The sequence below is a fragment of the Trichocoleus sp. FACHB-90 genome, from assembly GCF_014695505.1.
GTDB classification, from domain to species: Bacteria; Cyanobacteriota; Cyanobacteriia; order Cyanobacteriales; family FACHB-T130; genus Funiculus; species Funiculus sociatus.
This window is the reverse complement of the sequence record NZ_JACJOK010000038.1, coordinates 1-20533: the sequence shown is the minus strand read 5'-3', so window position 1 is coordinate 20533 and position 20533 is coordinate 1. Positions and strand designations below refer to the sequence as shown.

The following is a 20533-nucleotide window of genomic DNA, read 5'->3' as shown; positions in this document are numbered from 1 at the left end:
TTGCTTTTTAGCAGAATTACTGAACGTGTATTTCCGGATAATCGCCTAACCATCGACACAGGAATTAATGCTAGGGGGATTGATTTGCTGCCCATTTTAGCCATTGCCCAAAGGAATTAAAAAGGTTTAATCGGTGCATTCCAGGCGATCGCGCGGTTGCGAGGCTATCAACTGTAGAAAGTGCGGCATACTGCAAGCCGAGGAAGCTATCAACAGCGGCGTAGGGGCCACCTAGTGTCATGGCACCAGCCGCATACATTCGCCCGCGTGAGGAGCGCATATCAACGATTTCAAAGTCGTTAGCGACGGCTATGCGCCCATTTTCGTGCAAGGGGAGGTTGTAATGGCTAACGAGGTCGTTAAGCAAAGGACTTGCTTTGACTTTGGCATCGAGTCCGGTGGCATCAATGATAAAGTCAGCTTCCAGGCGAATTTGCCCTTTTAAGCCTTTTTCTTGAATGTAGGTGATGGTGCGTCCTGTTGCTGATGATTGCGGGTCGCGTTCGACTTTTTCAACTGCGCCAAAGGCGATTTGATACCAGCCTTGGCGGATGCCTTCTTCTACGATGCGCTTCCAATCTCCACGGTCTGCGGTGGTGGTGCCTCCCCAGTCTGCCAGGAGGCGCGATCGCGCTTGGGGGTCGGCTTTTTCCAGCATTACCCGCAATTCGCCACCCCAGCAGGCTTTGGGCCAGTTAAAGGGTTGAAATTCGTAGTGATTTTCGACGGTACGCTGAGAGGTGCCGAATTTGTTGCCTTGGGGTTTGGGCGATCGCATCAAGTGCAACAGCCCAATATTCTGATTTTTCTTTCTAGCTTCATAAATTCGCTGTACAATCCGCGAGGCGACAATTCCCCGTCCCCGGATCATCACCGTCCCGCCATATTTTTCTAAATGTTCGTAGACGTGGTTATGTTCTTCGTAGGCATTCACCACTGATTTAAAATCGCCTGTTTTTTCCCGGTATTCTTGCAAATCTGGGAGAAACTGAATTGCTGGATAACCAGTTGCTAGTTGTACGTTGCGGGCGATTAAAAAAGCATGGTCGCGGCGGTTGGCGCTGGTGCGAGAATAAGCGATCGCATACCTTCCATCCTCTGTTTTCCGAATCGACCGCACGCTTCCGTAGCGAAATATTTGCTCCCAACCAATCCGTTTGGCTTCTCTATCTATTGAGTCAAATACATTACCAGCGCGGGGGGTGTAAGTTTGGGCAAAGGTTGGCTCAGCAAACACTTGCCATAAATATCCTAATGCTGTAGCAATACTGCCCTTAAACAAGTCGCGCCAAGCTTCCCGTAAAGCATAGCTGGGCCAACCCCAAATATTATCCGGACAAGAATCTGAGTTTGAGCGCAACCGTTCGTGCAGAGGAATTTGCGAATTCATGCAAAGCCGCTTGTAACGGGCGTAGGGCTGCGCCTCCATCCCCAAAGCCGCAATGCGATCGCTTTTTACCCCGGAAATTCTCAATAAATCTACCCAGACAAAGCTGCCCAACCCCGCCCCAACTGCCGCATAATCTACTTCATCCACCGACAATCCGGTAGCATGGAGGTCTTGTACTACAACTTGGTCTGCCCCAAACACAGGCGGGGGAAAGCTACTACTAACCGCCACCACTGGTTGAGGTGCAGGCTGACTAATGTTGGGGTCGGGTAAATCGGTGTCTGGGTTAAATAAAATCTGGGAATTGCCAGAAGGGGACGGCGCTGGTGTACTGGCAGCGAAGGTGACAATAATTTGGTAGGGGCCCATTTGCAGCGTGTCGCCGTTGGCCAAAATGCTCCGCGTCTGACGTTGCCCATTGACAAAGGTGCCGTTGCTGCTGTTTTGGTCAATTACTACTACGCCGCCTGCATCCTGTTCAATTAGGACGTGGAAGCGGGAAACCTCAAGACTATTAAGAACCATCCGGGAGACGCGAAGCCCGTTTATTTCGGCTGGCATCTGATTAAATTCTCGTCCTAGCGCAATTGGGACGGAGAGTATTGGTTCGCGTCGTTCTCCCGTTGCTGGGTCGTCCCAGCTAAGCCGAAGGCGCAAGGATGCGGGATTCATTCTTTATGACCTAATATTAGTTGCCGTTGGGAGTTACTAATACACTGAGTGCTGCTGCTAAGGAAGTGCCACACCAGGGACATCCCAAATTTAGCTGCTTATACGGAGAAACTTTATTACAAGCAAAACATTGCAGTCCGTAGGTTACAGATGGGTTAGGGCGGGTGGTTCCCGGAGCTACTGCTTTTGCTGCTGGGGAGGACGGCGGCATTATTATAGTGGCGGGAACTGCGATCGCGCCCAGGCAAACAGCAGTTACTTTTAGTTCCATCTGCCCTAAGTAAAAAATGCTACCCTGACTCAGAGCCACTTCGCCTTGGGCAATGCTGCATCCATCCACTAGAGGGGGATTACTTTCTCGCAGGGAACGCAAGTAGAAGCTTTGCTGCTGGGCTAGAAAAAAAATTTCGACGTGCAACCCCGATACTGTGGGATCTGTCAGTACGATATCGCATCGAGCTGGGTCGCGACCGATGCGTATTGTTCCAGGGTTTTTACCAATTTGGTGGTCGTTAATTGTCAGGCTTTTTACCTGCGTTCCTTCGTACCACTCTAAAGTTAGTTCGTTCATCGCTCTAGCCTTATATATTGTCTACTTCTATAAAGTTCTTCAAGTTAGCCTGTTCTGATTTCTAACATGAGCTAGAAGAGAAATCCGAAATTGTGTATGAAGTGTAAAGAAGGAGGGATTGGGGATTGGGGATTGGGGATTGGGGATTGGGGATTGGGGATTGGGGGCTGGGGATTGGGGACTGGGAAGACCTTAGATTAAATCCGGTTAATTTAGGATCGTGGATTCCTTAAATTGCAAATCCCTTGGCTAGACTGCTAACATACCCTAGCTAAGCTCAAGCCCTGAACTAAAGTTCGGGCTGAAAGCTCAAGTCCGTTGAAACGGACTCAAATGCTATTAATTTCAACCTGTTAAACAGGTTTTAGCTTTCAGCCGGAAATTTATTTCCCGGCTCTTAAATCAGTCCCATTGCACCCTACCGAACTTCAGCGGAAGGTTCCCAGTCCCCAGTCCCCAATCCCCCAATCCCTACCTATTCGTGGATTCCTTAAATTGCAAATCCTTTGGCTAGACTGCTAACATATCCTACCGAAGCTCAAGCCCTGAACTAAAGTTCGGGCTGAAAGCTCAAGTCCGTTTCAACGGACTCAAATGCTATTAATTTCAACCTGTTTTAACAGGTTTTAGCTTTAAGCCGGAAATTTATTTCCCGGCTCTTAAATCACTCCCATTGCACCCTACCGAACTTCAGCAGAAGGCTCCCCAATCCCCAATCCCTACCTAATCGGGGATTCCTTAAATTGCAAACCTCTTGGCTAGACTGCTAACATACCCTACCGAAGCTCAAGCCCTGAACTAAAGTTCGGGCTGAAAGCTCAAGTCCGTTGAAACGGACTCAAATGCGATTAATTTCAACTTTTAACAGGTTTTAGCTTTCAGCCGGAAATTTATTTCCCGGCTCTTAAATCAGTCCCATTGCACCCTACCGAACTTCAGCAGAAGGCTCCCCAATCCCCAATCCCCAATCCCCAATCCCCAATCCCCAATCCCCAATCCCTACCTATTCGATGCCAATTTATCAGCCCAGCGGGTTGTCTCTGGCAAACGATATTTCGGCGTACAACGCATTACATAATCTATTGCAGTTGTCAAGCTTACTCGATGTCCGCTAGAGACATAAACTGGTTTAACGCCTTTGCGAGTCCGCAAGACTGCACCGATTGTTTCACGACGATGGATTAAAGGTTGCCAGTTGCCTCGCTCTAAAGGCAATTCCTCATGCTTCCCAACTAGCAAGGATTTCGCTACGCCAATGGTGGGAACGTCTATCAGCACTCCCAAATGGCAGGCAATCCCAAAGCGACGGGGATGGGCGATGCCTTGACCATCACATAATATCAAGTCAGGGGCGATCGCGAGTTTCTCTAGCGCGTCCAGTACAGCGGGGATTTCTCGAAACGAGAGGAATCCGGGAACATAGGGAAACGTAGTGGGACGCTTTGCGATCGCTTGCTCTTTTAGCTCCAAGTCTGGAAAACTAAGAACGGCAACAGCTGCGCGTGAGATGCTATAAGAATCCTCAAAGCCCATATCGACACCAGCCACATACTGCACCGATGCCAACTGATCTGAGGTGATTACTTCTTTTCTAAGCTCTTGTTGGATAGGGAGCGCTTCTTCAACTGTAAGAGGCCATGCGTGACGTTGGTGGATTTTCATTGATCAACTTCGACATCCTGATTTTTTTCCAGCCACTCAATTACTCGTGCTTCTTCTGAGAGTTTCGCTTGATTTTGCCCAACTGCTCTAGCGCGGACATTGATCAAGCCAATCGGGGTACTCAACAAATCTACAAGCGTCGCTTTGCCAGTCACGCACATCGCCCCTTTCATCGGCAATTCCTTCACCAACCAGCGTCCCAGCCGCACTGCATATTGCTTGGGAGTTGGTTCGTGCATCAATTTGACACCATGCAATTCGTGCAAGTAGCGATTTGAGCGACCATAGCGCCGCCATTGACTTTGGAGTTCCGGCACTGTGGAGCGGTGGCGATGCCGGACAATAGCTGTAGGGGCAAAATGTAGCTGCCAGTCGCTTTCCCTCTGGATGCGCCAACAGATGTCAGCATCGCCGCCAGTTGTCAGGTGAGGGCGAAATAAACCCACCTGTTGGAAAGCTTTTTTGCGAATTGCTAGGTTAGCAGTTTGACCGTATGGGCAGAAGGTATTAGCTAAAGTATGTTTCTGGGATAAAACATCTTCTTGCTGGGCGTGTTGTTCCAGCAGAGTTTTACCCGGCAAAGCCATAATTTCGCCTACGACAATACCAATATTGGGATTCTCGAAAGGTTGGATTAAGGCGGCTAACCAATCTGGTTCCGGACGACAATCGGCATCGGTGAAGGCAAAAATCTCAGTTGTTGCTGCCCGAATTCCAGCATTTCGCGCCGCATAAGAGCTTTGGATTTTGTTTTCGGTAATTGGGCGAATTGTCCAGCCAGAGGATGCGGCTGACTCGGCGGCTGACTGGAGAAGGCTGAGGGTGCGATCGCTACTATTATTGTCTACCAGCAAATACTCTACATTCTCGGCTGGATAACTTTGCGACAAGAGGCAGCTGATTAAACCTGACAAGTCCCTTTCACCATTGTAGATTGGGACTATTACTGAAACTTTGGGCCCAAAAGGCTGTGTCATGGGGCGGGAGTTCATGCCGTTTTTTAATACCGTTTCTTATAAATTTAGGCGGCGAAATTTACTAACTAAAAGAAATACTGATTTTAGTTGAGTCGGTAATGCCTATTTTACTTTTTGGTGCAGTAGTTTATCTTCAAGCCGTTTGCCGCCGTATCTCACCTCCTTTCTATGCCTTCTGACTGATGATGCTTGCTGTTCTAAAATAGCAAAGTTCTTATAACTAGGGCATCTTGGTATACCCGCTCACACCAACCTATGTTTCTGTCGGAAGATGGAGCGTTCCTGGGATCAGCCAGTGTTACGTTAGTTTACAAGTTTTAAAAGAAAATTGAAATTACTGATAGGAGGTTAGCGGTGCCTAGCAGAAAAATGAAAAAATTCAAAGAAAAAAATGTTTGGAGCGATATTGACTTTCAGAAAGTTAAGCAAAGAATTAATAAAATAACTCAAAAGCTGGAGGAGGTTCAAAGCAAGTTTGAACCCCAGGAGGACAAATTCAACTCGATCCCGCAGGAATTTAATCAAAGCGATCGCATTGAAAAATCAAATCGTCCCTAAGCGTTGACGCAAAATAAATTCAGCTAAACTCAAATCCATCGGGGTCGTCACCTTCAAATTCGTCTCTTCCCCCTGTACAATCTGTACTTTTAAACCGCATTTTTCAAATAAAGCAGCATCGTCTGTAACTTCCCAGTGTTGCGATCGCGCTTCGGCATGGCACTGTTGTAACAAATCAACCTTAAAACCTTGAGGCGTTTGCGCCGCCCACAACTGTTCTCTGTTGGGCGTACTCTCAATTAATCCAGTTGCATCCACTACCTTAATCGTATCTTTCACAGGCACAGCAGCAATTAAGCCGGGAACCTCCACAAGTGCCTCAGCACAGCGATCTAGCAGTTGGGGAGTTGCTAGACACCGAGCGCCATCATGAATTAATACTAACTGAGCGGCTGGTAGTGCTTGCAAGCCGTTGTAGACAGATTCTTGCCGCGTAGTACCACCGACAATCAGCTGCACAGGCTTGGTCAGAGAAAGCTCAGCTAAAATCTCCTTAAAGTCGGGAAAGTCATCAGGGTGAGCAATCAAACCGATCCAGCTAATGTGCCGTGAGGCTTCCGCCGCTAGGAGAGTCCAGGTAATCAAAGGTTTACCCAGTAACATTAGCAGCAGTTTGTTGCGATCGCTTCCCATCCGCCGCCCCATGCCCGCGGCTGGAATTAATAAGTGCATAATTCTCCTGTTTTAGCCATTAGTTCTTTCGGTGTAGGGTGTTATGGGTATATATTCCCTTAAAATTAGGCTCAGAAGTACCCTCAGTAACTTGAGATGAGAATACTAGCCCTTGTTCCCGGCGGAATTGGCGACCAAATTCTATTTTTCCCTACACTGGACGATCTAAAACGGAATTACCCCGAAGCCCAGATAGATGTGGTTGTGGAACCCAGAGCAAAGGGTGCATACCGTGTTTGCAAGTCTGTTGATGAAGTCATAGCCTATGATTTTAAGGGTAGCAACGGCCCCGCAGACTGGGGAAATTTACTCGGTGTCATCCGCGATCGCGAGTATGATATCGTCCTCTCTTTGGGGAGTAGGTGGAGTGTAGGCTTGTTGCTATGGCTGACTGGCATTACCACCAGGGTTAGCTACAGCGGCCCAGGCAATTTGTTCCTTACAAACCCTGTACCCTTGAAGCAATCCCAGTATGCCGCCCATATGTACCACGACTTGCTGCAAGGTGTAGGCATAAGTTCCCCGTGTCCGCCACTAGCGATTAATGTGCCTAAAAAAGATATTGAGTGGGCAGAAATACAACAGCGACAGCTAGGGATTGATGAAACTGGTTACATCTTGATTCATGGTGGTTCTAGCGCCTTGGCTCAGTCCAAGGGAATTGATAAAATCTACCCAGCCAAAAAATGGCAGCAGATTATTCAAGATATTCAACAGCGACAACCTGATTTGCCGATTGTCATCCTCAAAGGCCCAGAGGATGAGCAATTGGTCAGTGAACTGATGCAAACCTGTCCGGGTTTGAAGGTGAGTTCGCCACCGGATATCGGGAAGTTAGCGGCTACGATCGCTGCTGCTAATTTAATGTTGTGTACGGATAGTGCGCCGATGCACCTAGCCGTAGCTGTTGGGACTTACACGATTGCATTGTTTGGCCCTACGGAAGCGAAGAAATTGCTGCCCCCAGATAGCGATCGCGTTCGCGGTATGCAATCCCCCACTCGTTGGATTGCTGACATTGCTCCGGCAGACGTTCTGGATAAAATTTGGAACACATAAAGAATTAAAAATTAAAAATGCAAAATTTTTAATTCTTCCTATAGTTCAGTGTGGAAACAAATGGCTAGATCGGCAGTATTTTTGGATCGGGATGGCGTTCTCAATGTCGAAGCTGGGTATATTCACCGAGTAGAGGATTTGCATCTGATACCTGGTGTGGCTCAGGCGGTGCGACAACTCAACGATCGACAGATGTTTTGCTGTCTCGTCTCCAACCAATCTGGCCCAGCCAGAGGGTACTATCCGGCTAGTCATGTTGATGCCCTGCATCTGCGCCTAGCCCAGCTACTCCAGGCTGAAGCTGGGGCGCATTTAGATGCTTTGTATTACTGCCCTTATCTGTCTCCAGAAGAAGGAGGAACGAATCCAGAATTTACCCGTTGGAGTACCTGGCGCAAGCCAAATACTGGAATGTTGGTGGCAGCTGCTTGGGAACACGACCTTGACATCACAAGTAGCTTTATGGTGGGGGACAAAGCCACAGATATTGACATGGCGCACAATGCTGGTTGTACGGGGATTTTAGTGCAAACAGGCTTTGGCGATCGCGTCCTCACTGGTGATTACCAGCACCACACCAAACCCGATTACATCGCCCCAGATTTAGCAGCTGCCGTTGACATCATACTGAAAAATCCTTCCAGGCTCAGTCTGGGAACGAGAAGAAAAGAAAAATCTGAGGCTGGAACCAACGAAAGTTTTTAATTTGGTATTCTATTTGTCAGCTTCAAATTCAAAATCGACAAGCCTAAGATTACCAAAAACAGCACCAATCCAATCGTGCAGGCATAGCTCATTTCTAGTTCTTGAAAAGCCTGCTCGTAGAGGTAATAAACAATCGTTTTGGAACTGTTTAACGGGCCTCCCTGAGTCATAATATAAACTTCTTCAAAAACCTTAGTAGCCGAGATAGCAGAAATCACAGCTACCAGCACCAAATACGGTTTCATCAACGGAATCGTAATGTCCCAGTGCTTACTGATACCATCAGAACCATCAATCGCCGCCGCTTCATAAACATCCCCTGGGATAGATTGCAACCCAGCTAGATAAATCACCATGTAATAACCTAATCCCTTCCACACCGTCACCGCCATCACGCTAAAAATTGCCCACTTAGGACTGGTTAGCCAAGGAATTCCGGATTGTATAAACGGGATGAATCGTGTCTGGTTAATCATCTGATTTAGCAAACCATTTTCCGCATAAAGCCACTTCCAGGCAAGTCCAGCAACCACCATTGAAATTACTACGGGCGTATAATAAAAAGCCCTAAACCAGCTGATCCCACGCAGCTTTTGGTTTACTAAAATCGCCAGCATCAGAGGTGCTATAACTAAAACTGGCACTACACCAGCAAGATACAACAGTGTATTTCTGAGAGTCTGCCAAAATACCGCGTCTTTCCACAACAACCGGAAATTCTTAAAGCCTACCCACTGCGGCGGTTGACTTAGATCGGTGTACTCGGTGAAGGACAGGTAAAATGCCTGTAATGCAGGCCAAAAAACGGTCAAGCCCAAGACTAATAAGGCAGGAAACAAAAACAAATATGGAATTAGTTGTTGTTTATTAACGATCCAATTTTTCGGTATCCAATGAAGCATATTAAAAGTAGTCATTGGTCATTAGTCATGGGCTAATAGCTAATAGCTATTAGTTTATTGCCATGAACGATTAATCATTAGCGATGAGCCAATAACTAATGTTTAGCAGGGTGTAGTCTATTTTACTGTTGTCTGCCTAGTAAAGCTGGTAAAGGTAGTTTAATATACATTAACGTTGGTTTAATTAGGTATAGTAAATTACAGCCTGATTTTAGCCAACGAGCATTCTAGCACCTTTACATTTTTTATTCTTATGGGAGATGTTGGAAGTGGAGCGGTTAAAACCAGTTGATCTTCAGCAGCAGATACAGGTACTGGAAACACCGTTTGATATCACGAATGCTTTGCAGGGAGAAGATGCCTGTAAAGAGAGCCGCGAAGCGGTATTGCTCGTAGCACGCGCCTTTTCTACCCTGATGAGAAACCTGCCAGGCATAGCGTACCGCCGCCGCAACGACCAGAAATGGACAATAGAGGATGTCAGCGAGGGCTGCTATCAGCTTACCGAATATCATCCCATAGAACTAATTGGAAATCAGCGAATCTCCTGGGAGCAGCTCATCCATCCCGACGATCGCTCCTCAGTATGGAACGATGTACAAGCTGCTTTGGAAGATAATAGCCAATATCAGCTGATATACCGCATCACCACAGCCTCCGGGTTAGAAAAATGGGTTTGGGAGCAGGGTTGCGGGGTTTCAGGATCGGGAGAACTGCTAGATTTAGAAGGCTTTATTATCGACATCACCGAGCGTAAGCAAGCCGAGGAGGCCTTGCGGCAAGCAGAAGCGAAATATCGCAGTATTTTTGAAAATGCAATAGAGGGGATTTTCCAAACCACCTCACAAGGGTGTTACATCAGCGCTAATCCCGCACTGGCACGGATTTATGGATATGAGTCACCAGCTCAACTGATGGCGCGGCTAACGGATATTGAGCATCAACTATACCTCGATCCGAATCGTCGGGCATATTTTGTTCGCCTGCTGCAAGAAAACGATGCTGTTTCCGGGTTCGAGTCGGCTGTATATCGAAAAGACGGTAGTGTAATTTGGATTTCGGAAAATGCCCGTGCTGTGCGCGATCGCGAAGGCAGGTTACTTTACTATGAAGGCACGGTGGAAGACGTTACCGAGCGCAAGCGAGTTAAAGAGCAGCTGCGAGAACGGGCATTTTACGATGCTTTGACAGGGTTGCCTAACCGAGCTTTGTTCAGGGAACGCTTGAGTCAGGCGGTGGAGCAAGCTAAACAGTTTAAAGACTATTGTTTTGCTGTGTTGTTTTTGGATTTAGATCGCTTCAAACTGGTGAACGACAGTTTGGGACACTTGGTTGGCGATAAATTATTGGTAGCGCTGGCTCGCCGTCTAGAAACCTGCATCCGCACCCAAGATACCGTAGCTCGTCTGGGAGGAGACGAATTTACCATCCTCTTAGAAGGCATTGAAGATGTTAGTCACGCCACCAGTGTCGCCCAGAGAATTAACGCAGAACTCACATCTCCTTTCCATCTAGACGGACACACAGTTTTCACCGCTGCCAGCATTGGTATTGCCCTCAACCGGAGAGACGAAGCGGAGGTAAGGGACTGGGGACAAGGGACAAGGGACTGGGGGCTGGGGACTGGGGACAAGGAACTAGGTACTAGGGACAAGGGACTAGGTAAGAGTCCTTCAAATCCCCAATCCCCAATCCCCAATCCCCAATCCCCAATTCCCAATTCCCAATCCCCAATCCCCAATCCCCAATCCCCCATCTCCAGCACTGAAGATGACCTTTTGCGCGATGCCGATAAAGCTTTATATCGAGCTAAAGCATTGGGGAAAGGACGCTATGAGGTGTTTGACAAAACCGTGCATCAAAGCACTCTTCCCATGTTGCAGCTAGAAACCGATCTACGGCGGGCAATTGAAAATCAAGAATTTCAAATCCAGTATCAGCCAATCGTATCGCTTTCTAGTGGCAAGATTACAGGCTTCGAGGCGCTTTTAATGCTTTGGCATCCCCTCAAAGGCTTCGTACCCACTGCCGAGTTTATGCCAATTGCCCAAGAAACAGAATTAATGATCCCGATTGGCTGGTGGATGCTCCGCCAAGCCTGTCGTCAACTAATTTCATGGCAGCAGCAATGCCATGAGCAAAAATTAACTCTTCATGTGAATCTGTTTAAAAAGCAGTTTTTGCAACCAGACTTGCTATCGCAAATTGACCAAGCGCTTCAGGACATGAATCTCGATGGAAGTAGTTTGCATCTAGAAATTCCTGAAAGTTGCTTGCTGGAAAATGGCGAATCTGCACCACAAATTTTAGCGCAGTTAAAAAAACGTAACATTATAGTCTGCATTGATGACTTCGGCAAAGGTTATTCTTGTTTGAGTCAGTTGCATCAATTTACCGTCGATGCTCTCAAGTTTGACCGTTCGTTATTGGCAACAGACAAGCGTACCCGCGAAAATCCCTTTAGAGAAAAAAGCAATTGGAATACTGAATATAGGCTGCCAATTGTACAGGCAATTGTAATGCTGGCTCACAATCTGGGGATGAGCGCGATCGCCCAAGGCATAGAAACAGCCCAAGAGCTGGCTGAACTCCAGCAGATGAAGTGCGAATATGGTCAGGGAAACTATTTCTTTGAGCCGATGGACGCAGAATCAGTTGGAGCTTTAATAAACAGCTGTCAGCTAATTGCTAATTTCTAAGAATCTGTGTAAAACTGCTGTGAGTCGTTTATTACCAAAGAGTCGCACCGCGATGTCAGCGCCACGATGCAGCCGTTGAAACAAACCCTGCTTGGGTTACTGCAAGCTTTGATTTTTCTATCTGTGAGCTGGCTGGTAAATAAACCTTCCCGTTCTCAAAATCTTAATCTTGAACCTATTCTCCAACCTCAGACGGAAGACGGCGTGACTGTTCTGGGACAACCGTGTGAAAATCCCTATGTCGTTGCGATTCCCTCCTCCAATCCCCAAGTTCTCGAAAAGGTGCAGCAGTATGCTCCCTCTGCATTTTTAACCGATTCGCCGCTGGGATTGTATATCCAAGCTGGCTCTTTTTCTGACAGAGCGCCAGCAGAAATTTTGAGTCTTACACTGCGACAGTACAACCTAGACGCACGAGTTGCTTATCTACCAGTACCTTGTAACCTATAGGGGGGGGAGGGATTGCGTCTTCACTTTATAAAAGACATTCTGATTAGGGTAGACCTACAGCTAAAATTTTATGAATTTGTCTTTTTTAAATTCTATTTTTCAACCGCATTCCAAGCAGCCGAAAATAAATAGTTTTATTTATTTTGCATTAATATGCTTGACTTCTAATTTTTTAGGTGTCCAAAAACCAAGTTTTGCCATCCAAGAAATACGAGTTAATCGCTGGTTGGAAGTCCGACAAATGATCGGTAATGTAATTTATTATCAAGGAAGTAAATCTTTTGCCGCTAGGGTTGGTACGCGACTTCAGAATGTCGGCGATGCTATTGAAACTGGTGCCAAATCCAGTGCGGTTATCGCTGTAGACACGGAAATGGGTGTTATAAATGTTTCCGAAAAAACAACTGTGCGTGTCCAAGAGTTACACAGTACAGGGGACGGAGGGCGAGTGACGCGGCTGCAAGTAACAGGCGGACAAGTCCGCTTGCGATTGGTGCCATTTACTAATCCGGGTTCGCAACTGGAAATTCAGACTCCGGCTGGTGTCAGTGCGGTGCGCGGAACTGAATTTGGTGTAATTGTTCATCCTGATGGGAAGACGGGGGTAGCAACCCGCGAGGGTAAGGTTCTCACTATTTCTCAAGGAAAAGGTGTCTTAGTAGGCGCTGGGTACTCGATATTGATGATACCTGGTCAAGCGCCTTCACCTCCGGTTGCTCTGACTGGGGATGTTGGGGATGCCAGTTTGAAGCTTCAATTGCTGACGACTGAGGCTAACCAGATGGCACGCATTACAGGTAAGGTGGAGGCGACGAATCTGGTGAGTATTGCTGACACTCCTGTAGCTACAAACTTGAACGGGCAGTTTGATGTGAAGGTGCCGATACCTTTTGATCGTCGTATAGAGGCTGTTGTGACAACACCTTTGGGAAAGCGACAGGTGTATGAATTGGCAGTGCCTTAAAGAAAGGAAATCAGATTGTAAGTTATTTACTTGTTTTCAGGCGTAAGTCCGAAAGAAGGATTCTTGAAGGTTGTGTCTCCACCCTCACAATATAAGAAGTTACCCAAGATGTGAGGCGACCACCTCACATTTTGCATTCCCAGGCCGCAGCCAAGGAACGAGAATAAATTTTTAGGGTTGTTACTAATGGCATCAGAAGATCGCAATATGGGGGAGAAAACCTCTCCTAGACAGCCACATTTTTTAAACAAAAGTGAGTTGGGTGACGAAAATCCTGACTCAGTAAAAAAATGGTGGTGGCGATCGCTTGGGGGTGCGATCGCTACTTTATCTGTCGCTGGTGGTTCTGTTCTGGGTATTTGGCAACCATTGGAACAAATTGCCTACCGTGGTTTATTCCACCTCCGAGGGTCGATTAATTGGGATGAACGGGTGGCATTAATTGTCATTGATGATGCCAGCTTAAGGGAACTGGGTCGCTTTCCCTGGCCTCGCAAGCAATACACCAAGTTACTAAATAAATTGTCTTCGGCAGAAGCGAGTGTGGTGGTGATGGATGTGCTGATGCCGGAAAGTAGTCCGGATGATGGAGAATTGGCGGCGGCGATGCTGCGGCAAGGCCGGGTAGTATTGGCGCAGGGGTGGGACGCTACTGGTGCTGCTGTGCTTCCCACGCCAGTGCTGAGAGAAAGCGCGATCGCTTCGGGTCATGTTTTAAACAGTCCAGACACTGATGGCATAACTCGCAAAGTCAAACCGCAAGCCCAAGGCGTACCGATTTTAGGCATTACGGCCCTTCGGGTTTACTCGCTTACTAAAGAGTTGGTGAAACTACCAAATATGAATCAACCCCTGTGGGTGAACTGGCCGGGGTCGATGAGTCAGATGCCGCAATATTCCTTTGCTTCTGTACTTCAGGGCAAAGTGTCTGCGAGTGTCTTTAAAGGCAAAATTGTTTTGGTGGGTGCCACAGCACTTGCTCTTGACCCGATAAATACGCCGTTTGACGGTCATCCCCCAGCGAGTGGTGTTCACCTTCACGCAACGGTTGTTAATAATATTTTGCAACAAAACTATCTGCAAATTGTAGATGAGCGATCGCTGCTGATTTCCCTGCTGTTGGGCGGGATAGTCTTGAACTGCTCTCTCAGCGTCTGGAATGCTAAGCAACAAGTAATCGCAGTTGCGAGTCTTTGTAGCGGCTGGGTGATGCTGAGTTTACTGGTGTTGCACACTGGTTACTTGATACCGATAGCAACCCCTTTGGTATTATTTGGTTTAACGGCAATTAGTTTGAGCGTCCAAGAGCGGCTGAAGATGAAAGCCCAGCTGCAACGTATCGAAGGGCAGCAGCAGCAAAGACAACTTTACGATTCCTTGACAAGCTTGCCAAATCGTGCCTTATTTCAGGAGCGTTTGCAGCTGGCTGTAGAACGTTCCCAGGAGTGGGAGGATGATTTATTTGCCGTTTGTTTGCTGGATTTGGATCGGTTTAAGGTAATCAACGAGAGTCTAGGTCATACGGTGGGAGATCAACTGCTAGTAGCGATCGCTCACAGGCTATGTAGCATTATGCGCCCAATCGATACCGTGGCGCGTCTGGGTGGAGACGAATTCACCATCCTGCTTGAAGATATCCACGACTTAAGCGATGCTACCCGCGTAGCTGAGGATATCAATTCTGCACTAGCAGCACCGTTTCACCTCAACGGATATGAGATATTTGTCACCACAAGCATTGGTATTGCCGTAAATAGCAGCAGGGGACAGGAGGAAAATAGTAAATCCGACCTTTTGCGCGATGCTGATATTGCGTTGTATCAAGCAAAAGCGCAAGGTGGAGGGCGTTATGTAGTGTTTGACGCGAGTGTGCAAAAAGATGCGATCGCGCTTTTGCAATTAGAAACAGATTTGCGGTTGGCAATAGGCGCTTTAATCAATACGCCATCAACAATTAGTCAATTTGCAGTATATTATCAGCCAATTGTCTCTCTCTCTACAGGCAAAATTACCGGGTTTGAGGCGCTGGTGCGGTGGCAGCACCCAAGGCGGGGTATAGTTTACCCAGGCGACTTTATCCCGGTAGCAGAAGAAACTGGACTAATTGCTCATCTAGATTGGTGGGTAATGGGCGAAGCTTGTCGTCAGGTGCGTGCTTGGCAAAAGCAATTTTCTAGTAATAATCCCCTGACGATTGGGATTAATCTCTCTAGCAGGCAGTTTGACCAATCTGATATGGTTGAACGGATAGACGAAATTATTCGGGATACTGGCTTGGAGAGTAGCAGTTTGAAGCTAGAAATTACCGAAACCTGCTTGCTGGAAAATGCCGAGAAAGCGATCGCGCATTTTGAGCAGTTGAAAGCTTTGGGAATTAAACTAGCAATTGATGACTTTGGCACTGGTTACTCATCCTTAGATCGTCTGCATCGCCTGCCTATTGATATCTTAAAAATTGACCGTTCTTTTGTTAATTCCAGAAGCGATGAGACGGATAAATGGGAGATTGTGCGAACAATTATTATGCTGGCTCGTAATTTAGGGCTGGATGTCGTTGCTGAAGGCGTGGAAACGACAGATCAGTTATTTCAGCTTAAGCAGCTGCAATGTGACTATGGGCAGGGATACTTTTTTTCTAAACCTGTGGATGCTATGGCTGCTGAAGCATTGTTGGTGTCACAGTTTCAGTAATAAGTAAGGTAGGCATTGTCCGACTTACAGAATATCGATTGCTACACAGATATCAATAAACTTATGCCTACAGGTTCTTTTGAGAAAAATAGTTTTAGTTGGCAGATACAACAGCTGCAACAACGAATTCAGGAGTGGCAAGAAACGATAAATTTTCCCGGCTTAAATAAGATGCCCCTGCCCTCTTGGTTGAACTCTCCTATTTTACAAACAATTGCTAAATTCGCCTTTTGGACGCTCCTGGCTTTATTCTTAATCTGGGCTATTTGGCAGATTGGGCAAATGTTGCGTTCTTATTTTTATGCTGCTAGAACCCAACCGAAACAGTCAGATGCCCTGGCTACAAAAAGGTCAGAAAATGAATTATCTCTTGCTCGTTGGTTAGAGCGATCGCAAAAATTCCAGCAGCAAGGCAACTACCGCGAAGCTTGTCTGTGTTTATATATGGCTATGTTGCAACGATTAAGTGACACTGGAATTGTCCCTCACCAACCTAGTCGAACAGATGGGGAATATCTGCAATTAATCCAAAATTTACCCCAGCAAAACCCCTATAAAATATTGTTTATGACGCACCAGCAGCTATGTTTTGGAAATGGGGAAGCTTCGCGCTCAGTCTTTGACAAGTGCCAGCAAGCTTATCGGGAAATCGAGACATTATGACATCAAAGCGGCGATTATGGATATTCGGAGCGATCGCTATTGGCGCAATAATCCTGATAACTTTCCTAGCTGCGCCTGCCAATAATCAGCAGCAAAGCGGTTCTACTTATGCCCGTGACCCCGCTGGCTATGGCGCTTGGTATGCTTTCATGTCAGAACGGGGAAGCCCTATCCAGCGCTGGCAAAAACCCTTTAAGGATTTAATTGATAGCGAGGCGAAACCTCCCATTACTTTGTTGCGTGTCTACAGCCAGCTGGAAGCAGAAATTTCCAAAAAAGAGCGAGAATGGGTTGACAAAGGTAATACTTTAGTGCTTTTAGGAATCCGGCATCCGGTTACAGAAGCCGCTTTTAGTACCCGTCATAATAGTCCGCAGGGAATCATAAAGATTGACACGCGGCGAAGAAAAATAGATGTGGAAGGACTTTTAAGCGATCGCTTTGGTGCCATTGTCTGGGAAGAAAGTATCGGCAAAGGAAAGGTCGTTTACGCTAGTACACCCCATCTAGCCGCTAACGCTTATCAAGACTTCAAAAGTAACTATGAATTTCTAGCCCAAATTGTTACGGAATCGGGAGAAAGGAAGAAATTATCAATTCCTACCCAGCTGTTAGTAGATGAATATCTTCACGGTTACAAAGATCCAGAAGTAATCAAGCGGGAACAAGGGGAAAATATAATTATTTATTTCACTAAAACGCCTTTATTTCCAGCTTTAGTACCAGGATTCATCCTCCTACTCGTCGCCATCTGGGCTGGTAATCGTCGTTTTGGACAACCTCTCACCTTGTCAGCACCAGTAATAGACAATAGCGTTGCTTACATCCAAGCCTTAGCAGGTGTCTTGCAAAAAGCCAATAGCACTGAGTTTGTTGTCGAGGTGGTAGGCAAAGAAGAACAGCTACAACTACAAAAAGCTTTAGGATTAGGACAGGTTCCCCTCGACAATCAATCTCTTATAGATGCTTGGGTACAGCAAACCGGACATCCGGCGACCGAACTGGAATCATTGCTAAATTCACATTCGCGAAAAGCTAAAATGAGCGAGTTAAAATTGTTAGCTTGGTTAGAAAAATGGGAGCAAATTCGTCGTCGCATTCCATCTTAGGAGCGTGGAGTCAACAAAATGCAATTTGATTTGGTAGAGTAAGTTACGCTCACGAAGCACTCTACAATAGAATGGCACTTAAGTTTTGCCTTAAACTAAAGTTTAGGCTAAAAGCTAAAACCCGTTGAAACGGGTTCAAAGCTCATCCAGTAAGCTTTAGCTTGACATAACTTATCGCTGTAAAATATATTTGCTCCTCTGCTTGCGTCAGCGGCATTACACTCTATAATATTCAAAAAAATGGGTGATATTATTATCAACTAAATTATGAATGAAGCCACTATATTTACCCGCTTGGGCCAAACTTTAGATAAAATAATTGTCGGTCAATCTTCCCTGGTACAGCAGCTACTAATAGCGCTGCTAAGCGGGGGACACGTAATTATCGAGGGAGTACCAGGAACGGGGAAAACCCTACTGGTAAAAGTGCTGGCAAAGTTGATCCAAGCAGATTTTCGGCGGATTCAGCTAACACCGGATATTTTGCCATCAGATATTCTAGGAACGAATATTTTTGACATAAATAGTCGCAGTTTTACCTTAAAAAAAGGCCCGGTTTTTACCCAGGTTTTGCTGGCGGATGAAATTAACCGCACACCTCCAAAAACCCAAGCAGCGCTGTTAGAAGCAATGGAAGAACAGCAGGTGACGCTAGATGGGGAAACTTTGCGGCTGTCTGATTTATTTTGGGTGATTGCTACCCAAAATTCTCTAGAATTTGAAGGAACTTATCCTCTACCAGAAGCGCAATTAGACCGATTTTTATTTAAACTTGTTGTAGATTACCCAGATACAGCAGCAGAAAAGCAAATGTTGCTGAATGTTCAATCCGGGTTTCGCTCAAAGGCGATAGAATTGGCTCCTCTGAAACCTATAGCAACAGTAGAGCAAATTATTAGCGCTCGTCAAGGTGTTCAAGCTGTCAAAGTGGAAGATAATATATTAGATTACTTGTTGTCTTTGGTGCAGCGATCGCGCAAACATCCCGATATCACCTTGGGGGCTTCCCCTAGATCGGCTGTAGCTTGGTTGCAAACAAGTAAGGCGCAAGCTTGGTTAGCAGGGCGAAATTATGTCACTCCTGATGATGTGAAGGTAGTTGCGTCGCCGCTTTTGCGTCACCGCCTGATTTTGAAACCAGAGGCGCAGTTGGATGGAATACACATTGACTCTGTAATTGCGTCGCTACTAAATCAAGTATCAGTACCAAGGTAAATATTAACTTTTCCAGGCGATCGCTTGGGAAGGTGACACATCTTGCGAGGTTTTATGATTCCTTCACAACGCCTCTATTTTCTATTGCTGCTAGGAATTGCGATCGCTATCATACTAGCTATCATTTGGGACGAAAAAACCAGCATTCTTGTCACCCTGCTATTCGATATTTTGATATTACTTCTAGCTGTCTGGGACGGACAACGGGTGAAGTCGAACGCTGTAAAAGTGACCCGCTATCCCTTACAGCGACTTTCGATTGGGCGGGATAATCAGGTTGTTTTATCGGTGCAATCGGGACAGTCGGCTAAAATCCGCTTGCGCGACTACTATCCGCTAGAGTTTCAGGTTTCTCAACCAACCCTAGAAACAACAATCGGCCCCAACAGCACTCAGGAACTAACTTATACTGTGCGTCCAGATAGTCGGGGTGAGTTTGTGTGGGGAGATATTCAAGTCCGCCAGATGAGTCCTTGGGGCTTAGTTTGGCGCGACTGGAAGATTCCGGAAAGTCAGGAAGTGTCAGTTTATCCAGACTTAGTGGGGTTGCGATCGCTTTCAATTCGCCTCACCCTAGAAAACACTGGGACAATGCGCCAATCCCGACGCTTCGGTATGGGTACTGAATTCGTCGAACTGCGAGAATATGGTATCGGTGACGACACCCGTTTAATTGATTGGAAAGCAACCGCCCGCCGCAGTCGTCCACTGATGCGCGTCTTGGAACCAGAACGCGAGCAAACTCTGATTATTTTACTCGACCGGGGACGCTTGATGACGGCACGAGTAGAGGGTTTGAAGCGTTTTGATTGGGGAGTAAATAGCACTCTCTCCCTAGCACTAGCTGGGTTAAATCGGGGCGACAAAGTGGGAGTCGGCGTTTTTGACCGCGAAATAATCACCTGGATTTCCCCAGAACGAGGACAGCATCAGCTATCCAAACTAACTGAACGTCTCACCCCCATTCAGCCAGTGTTATTAGAACCCGACTATGTTGGTGCTGTAACAAAATTGGTAACTCAGCAAACTCGTCGCGCCTTAGTAGTTCTAATTACAGACATAGTTGATGTCACCGCTTCCGCTGAACTGCTTGCTGCACTAAGTCGCCTCACGCCCCGCTACTTACCTTTTTGCGTCACTCTGCGCGATCCTCAAGTTGACCGACTGGCGCACACCCCCACCCAACAAGTTGAAGCTACTTATACTCGTGCTGTCGCCTTAGATTTACTCGCCCAGCGCCAAGTAGCTTTTGCCCAACTGAAGCAAAAAGGCGTTTTGGTGTTAGATGCACCCGCCAATCAAATCAGCGAACAACTCGTAGACCGCTATCTGCAACTCAAAGCCCGCAATCAGTTGTAATACTATAGCAATCCTTCTCTTTCTTCTGTTCGCGTCCTTTGCGTCTAAAGAAAAAATTGTAGTTGAGTTGTGAGCCAGCCCTTCATATCCCCGACTTCTTACAGGATACCGCTGGCGAATAGGGGGTAGCACCCCTCAGCAGGGGTGAAATCCAGAAGAAAGAAGATACTAACAGTAGAGTTAGCCACATCCTCTGGATATGACACTGCATCCAA

At 46.7% G+C, this 20533-nt stretch carries 17 protein-coding genes; 11 read left to right on the top strand and 6 right to left on the bottom strand.

The window, feature by feature from the left end; all coding sequences use genetic code 11:
* Nucleotides 1–70: 70 nt before the first annotated feature.
* From H6F74_RS11105 to H6F74_RS11090, 4 genes are all read right to left on the bottom strand, one after another.
* Nucleotides 71–2062 carry an FHA domain-containing protein gene (locus H6F74_RS11105; RefSeq protein WP_190440660.1) on the bottom strand — a complete coding sequence of 664 codons (1992 nt, stop codon included), beginning with the start codon at nucleotides 2060–2062 and terminating at the stop codon, nucleotides 71–73.
* Between the two features lie 16 nt (nucleotides 2063–2078).
* The gene (locus tag H6F74_RS11100) at nucleotides 2079–2633 is read right to left on the bottom strand and encodes an FHA domain-containing protein (protein ID WP_190440657.1); all 555 of its coding nucleotides are present in this window, start codon (nucleotides 2631–2633) and stop codon (nucleotides 2079–2081) included.
* Between the two features lie 999 nt (nucleotides 2634–3632).
* Nucleotides 3633–4295: a deoxyribonuclease V gene (gene nfi, locus H6F74_RS11095; RefSeq protein ID WP_190440654.1), complete on the bottom strand. Its 663-nt coding sequence runs from the start codon at nucleotides 4293–4295 to the stop codon at nucleotides 3633–3635.
* Nucleotides 4292–5287 (bottom strand): glycosyltransferase, encoded by a 996-nt coding sequence (locus H6F74_RS11090; RefSeq protein ID WP_190440650.1) that lies wholly within the window; start codon nucleotides 5285–5287, stop codon nucleotides 4292–4294. The genes nfi and H6F74_RS11090 overlap by 4 nt, the downstream gene beginning before the upstream one ends.
* A 339-nt stretch (nucleotides 5288–5626) precedes the next feature.
* Between H6F74_RS11090 and H6F74_RS11085 the strand changes: the two genes are divergently transcribed.
* Complete coding sequence (locus tag H6F74_RS11085; protein ID WP_190440647.1) at nucleotides 5627–5830, top strand: hypothetical protein; 204 nt, start codon at nucleotides 5627–5629, stop codon at nucleotides 5828–5830.
* Here the strand turns inward: H6F74_RS11085 and ispD are convergent.
* On the bottom strand, nucleotides 5816–6502 hold the full coding sequence (ispD, locus tag H6F74_RS11080; protein WP_190440644.1) for a 2-C-methyl-D-erythritol 4-phosphate cytidylyltransferase: 687 nt from the start codon (nucleotides 6500–6502) through the stop codon (nucleotides 5816–5818). The genes H6F74_RS11085 and ispD overlap by 15 nt on opposite strands.
* Nucleotides 6503–6598: 96 nt before the next feature.
* On the opposite strand from ispD, the gene H6F74_RS11075 reads away from it, so the two are divergent.
* Nucleotides 6599–7561 (top strand): glycosyltransferase family 9 protein, encoded by a 963-nt coding sequence (locus tag H6F74_RS11075; protein ID WP_190440641.1) that lies wholly within the window; start codon nucleotides 6599–6601, stop codon nucleotides 7559–7561.
* A gap of 60 nt (nucleotides 7562–7621) precedes the next feature.
* The gene (locus tag H6F74_RS11070) at nucleotides 7622–8266 is read left to right on the top strand and encodes an HAD family hydrolase (protein ID WP_190440638.1); all 645 of its coding nucleotides are present in this window, start codon (nucleotides 7622–7624) and stop codon (nucleotides 8264–8266) included.
* On the opposite strand, the gene H6F74_RS11065 is transcribed toward H6F74_RS11070, so the two are convergent.
* Nucleotides 8263–9168, bottom strand: a complete 906-nt coding sequence (locus H6F74_RS11065; protein WP_190440818.1) for a sugar ABC transporter permease — start codon at nucleotides 9166–9168, stop codon at nucleotides 8263–8265. The genes H6F74_RS11070 and H6F74_RS11065 overlap by 4 nt on opposite strands.
* Nucleotides 9169–9437: 269 nt before the next feature.
* Here H6F74_RS11065 and H6F74_RS11060 point away from each other — a divergent pair, with 269 nt between their 5' ends.
* From H6F74_RS11060 to H6F74_RS11025, 8 genes are all read left to right on the top strand, one after another.
* Nucleotides 9438–11867 carry a bifunctional diguanylate cyclase/phosphodiesterase gene (locus H6F74_RS11060; RefSeq protein ID WP_199301099.1) on the top strand — a complete coding sequence of 810 codons (2430 nt, stop codon included), beginning with the start codon at nucleotides 9438–9440 and terminating at the stop codon, nucleotides 11865–11867.
* Nucleotides 11868–11933: 66 nt separating this feature from the next.
* Nucleotides 11934–12317: a hypothetical protein gene (locus H6F74_RS11055; protein WP_190440633.1), complete on the top strand. Its 384-nt coding sequence runs from the start codon at nucleotides 11934–11936 to the stop codon at nucleotides 12315–12317.
* A gap of 157 nt (nucleotides 12318–12474) precedes the next feature.
* Nucleotides 12475–13281, top strand: coding sequence for a FecR family protein (locus H6F74_RS11050; RefSeq protein ID WP_199301097.1), 807 nt, complete (start codon nucleotides 12475–12477; stop codon nucleotides 13279–13281).
* Between the two features lie 186 nt (nucleotides 13282–13467).
* On the top strand, nucleotides 13468–15972 hold the full coding sequence (locus tag H6F74_RS11045) for an EAL domain-containing protein (RefSeq protein WP_190440629.1): 2505 nt from the start codon (nucleotides 13468–13470) through the stop codon (nucleotides 15970–15972).
* Between the two features lie 63 nt (nucleotides 15973–16035).
* The gene (locus H6F74_RS11040) at nucleotides 16036–16635 is read left to right on the top strand and encodes a DUF4129 domain-containing protein (RefSeq protein ID WP_190440627.1); all 600 of its coding nucleotides are present in this window, start codon (nucleotides 16036–16038) and stop codon (nucleotides 16633–16635) included.
* Nucleotides 16632–17744: a DUF4350 domain-containing protein gene (locus H6F74_RS11035; protein WP_199301095.1), complete on the top strand. Its 1113-nt coding sequence runs from the start codon at nucleotides 16632–16634 to the stop codon at nucleotides 17742–17744. The genes H6F74_RS11040 and H6F74_RS11035 overlap by 4 nt, the downstream gene beginning before the upstream one ends.
* 267 nt (nucleotides 17745–18011) lie before the next feature.
* Nucleotides 18012–18959, top strand: coding sequence for a MoxR family ATPase (locus tag H6F74_RS11030; RefSeq protein ID WP_190440625.1), 948 nt, complete (start codon nucleotides 18012–18014; stop codon nucleotides 18957–18959).
* Nucleotides 18960–19013: 54 nt separating this feature from the next.
* A complete protein-coding gene (locus H6F74_RS11025; protein WP_190440624.1) occupies nucleotides 19014–20318 on the top strand; it encodes a DUF58 domain-containing protein in 1305 nt (434 codons plus the stop codon).
* Nucleotides 20319–20533: the final 215 nt, after the last annotated feature.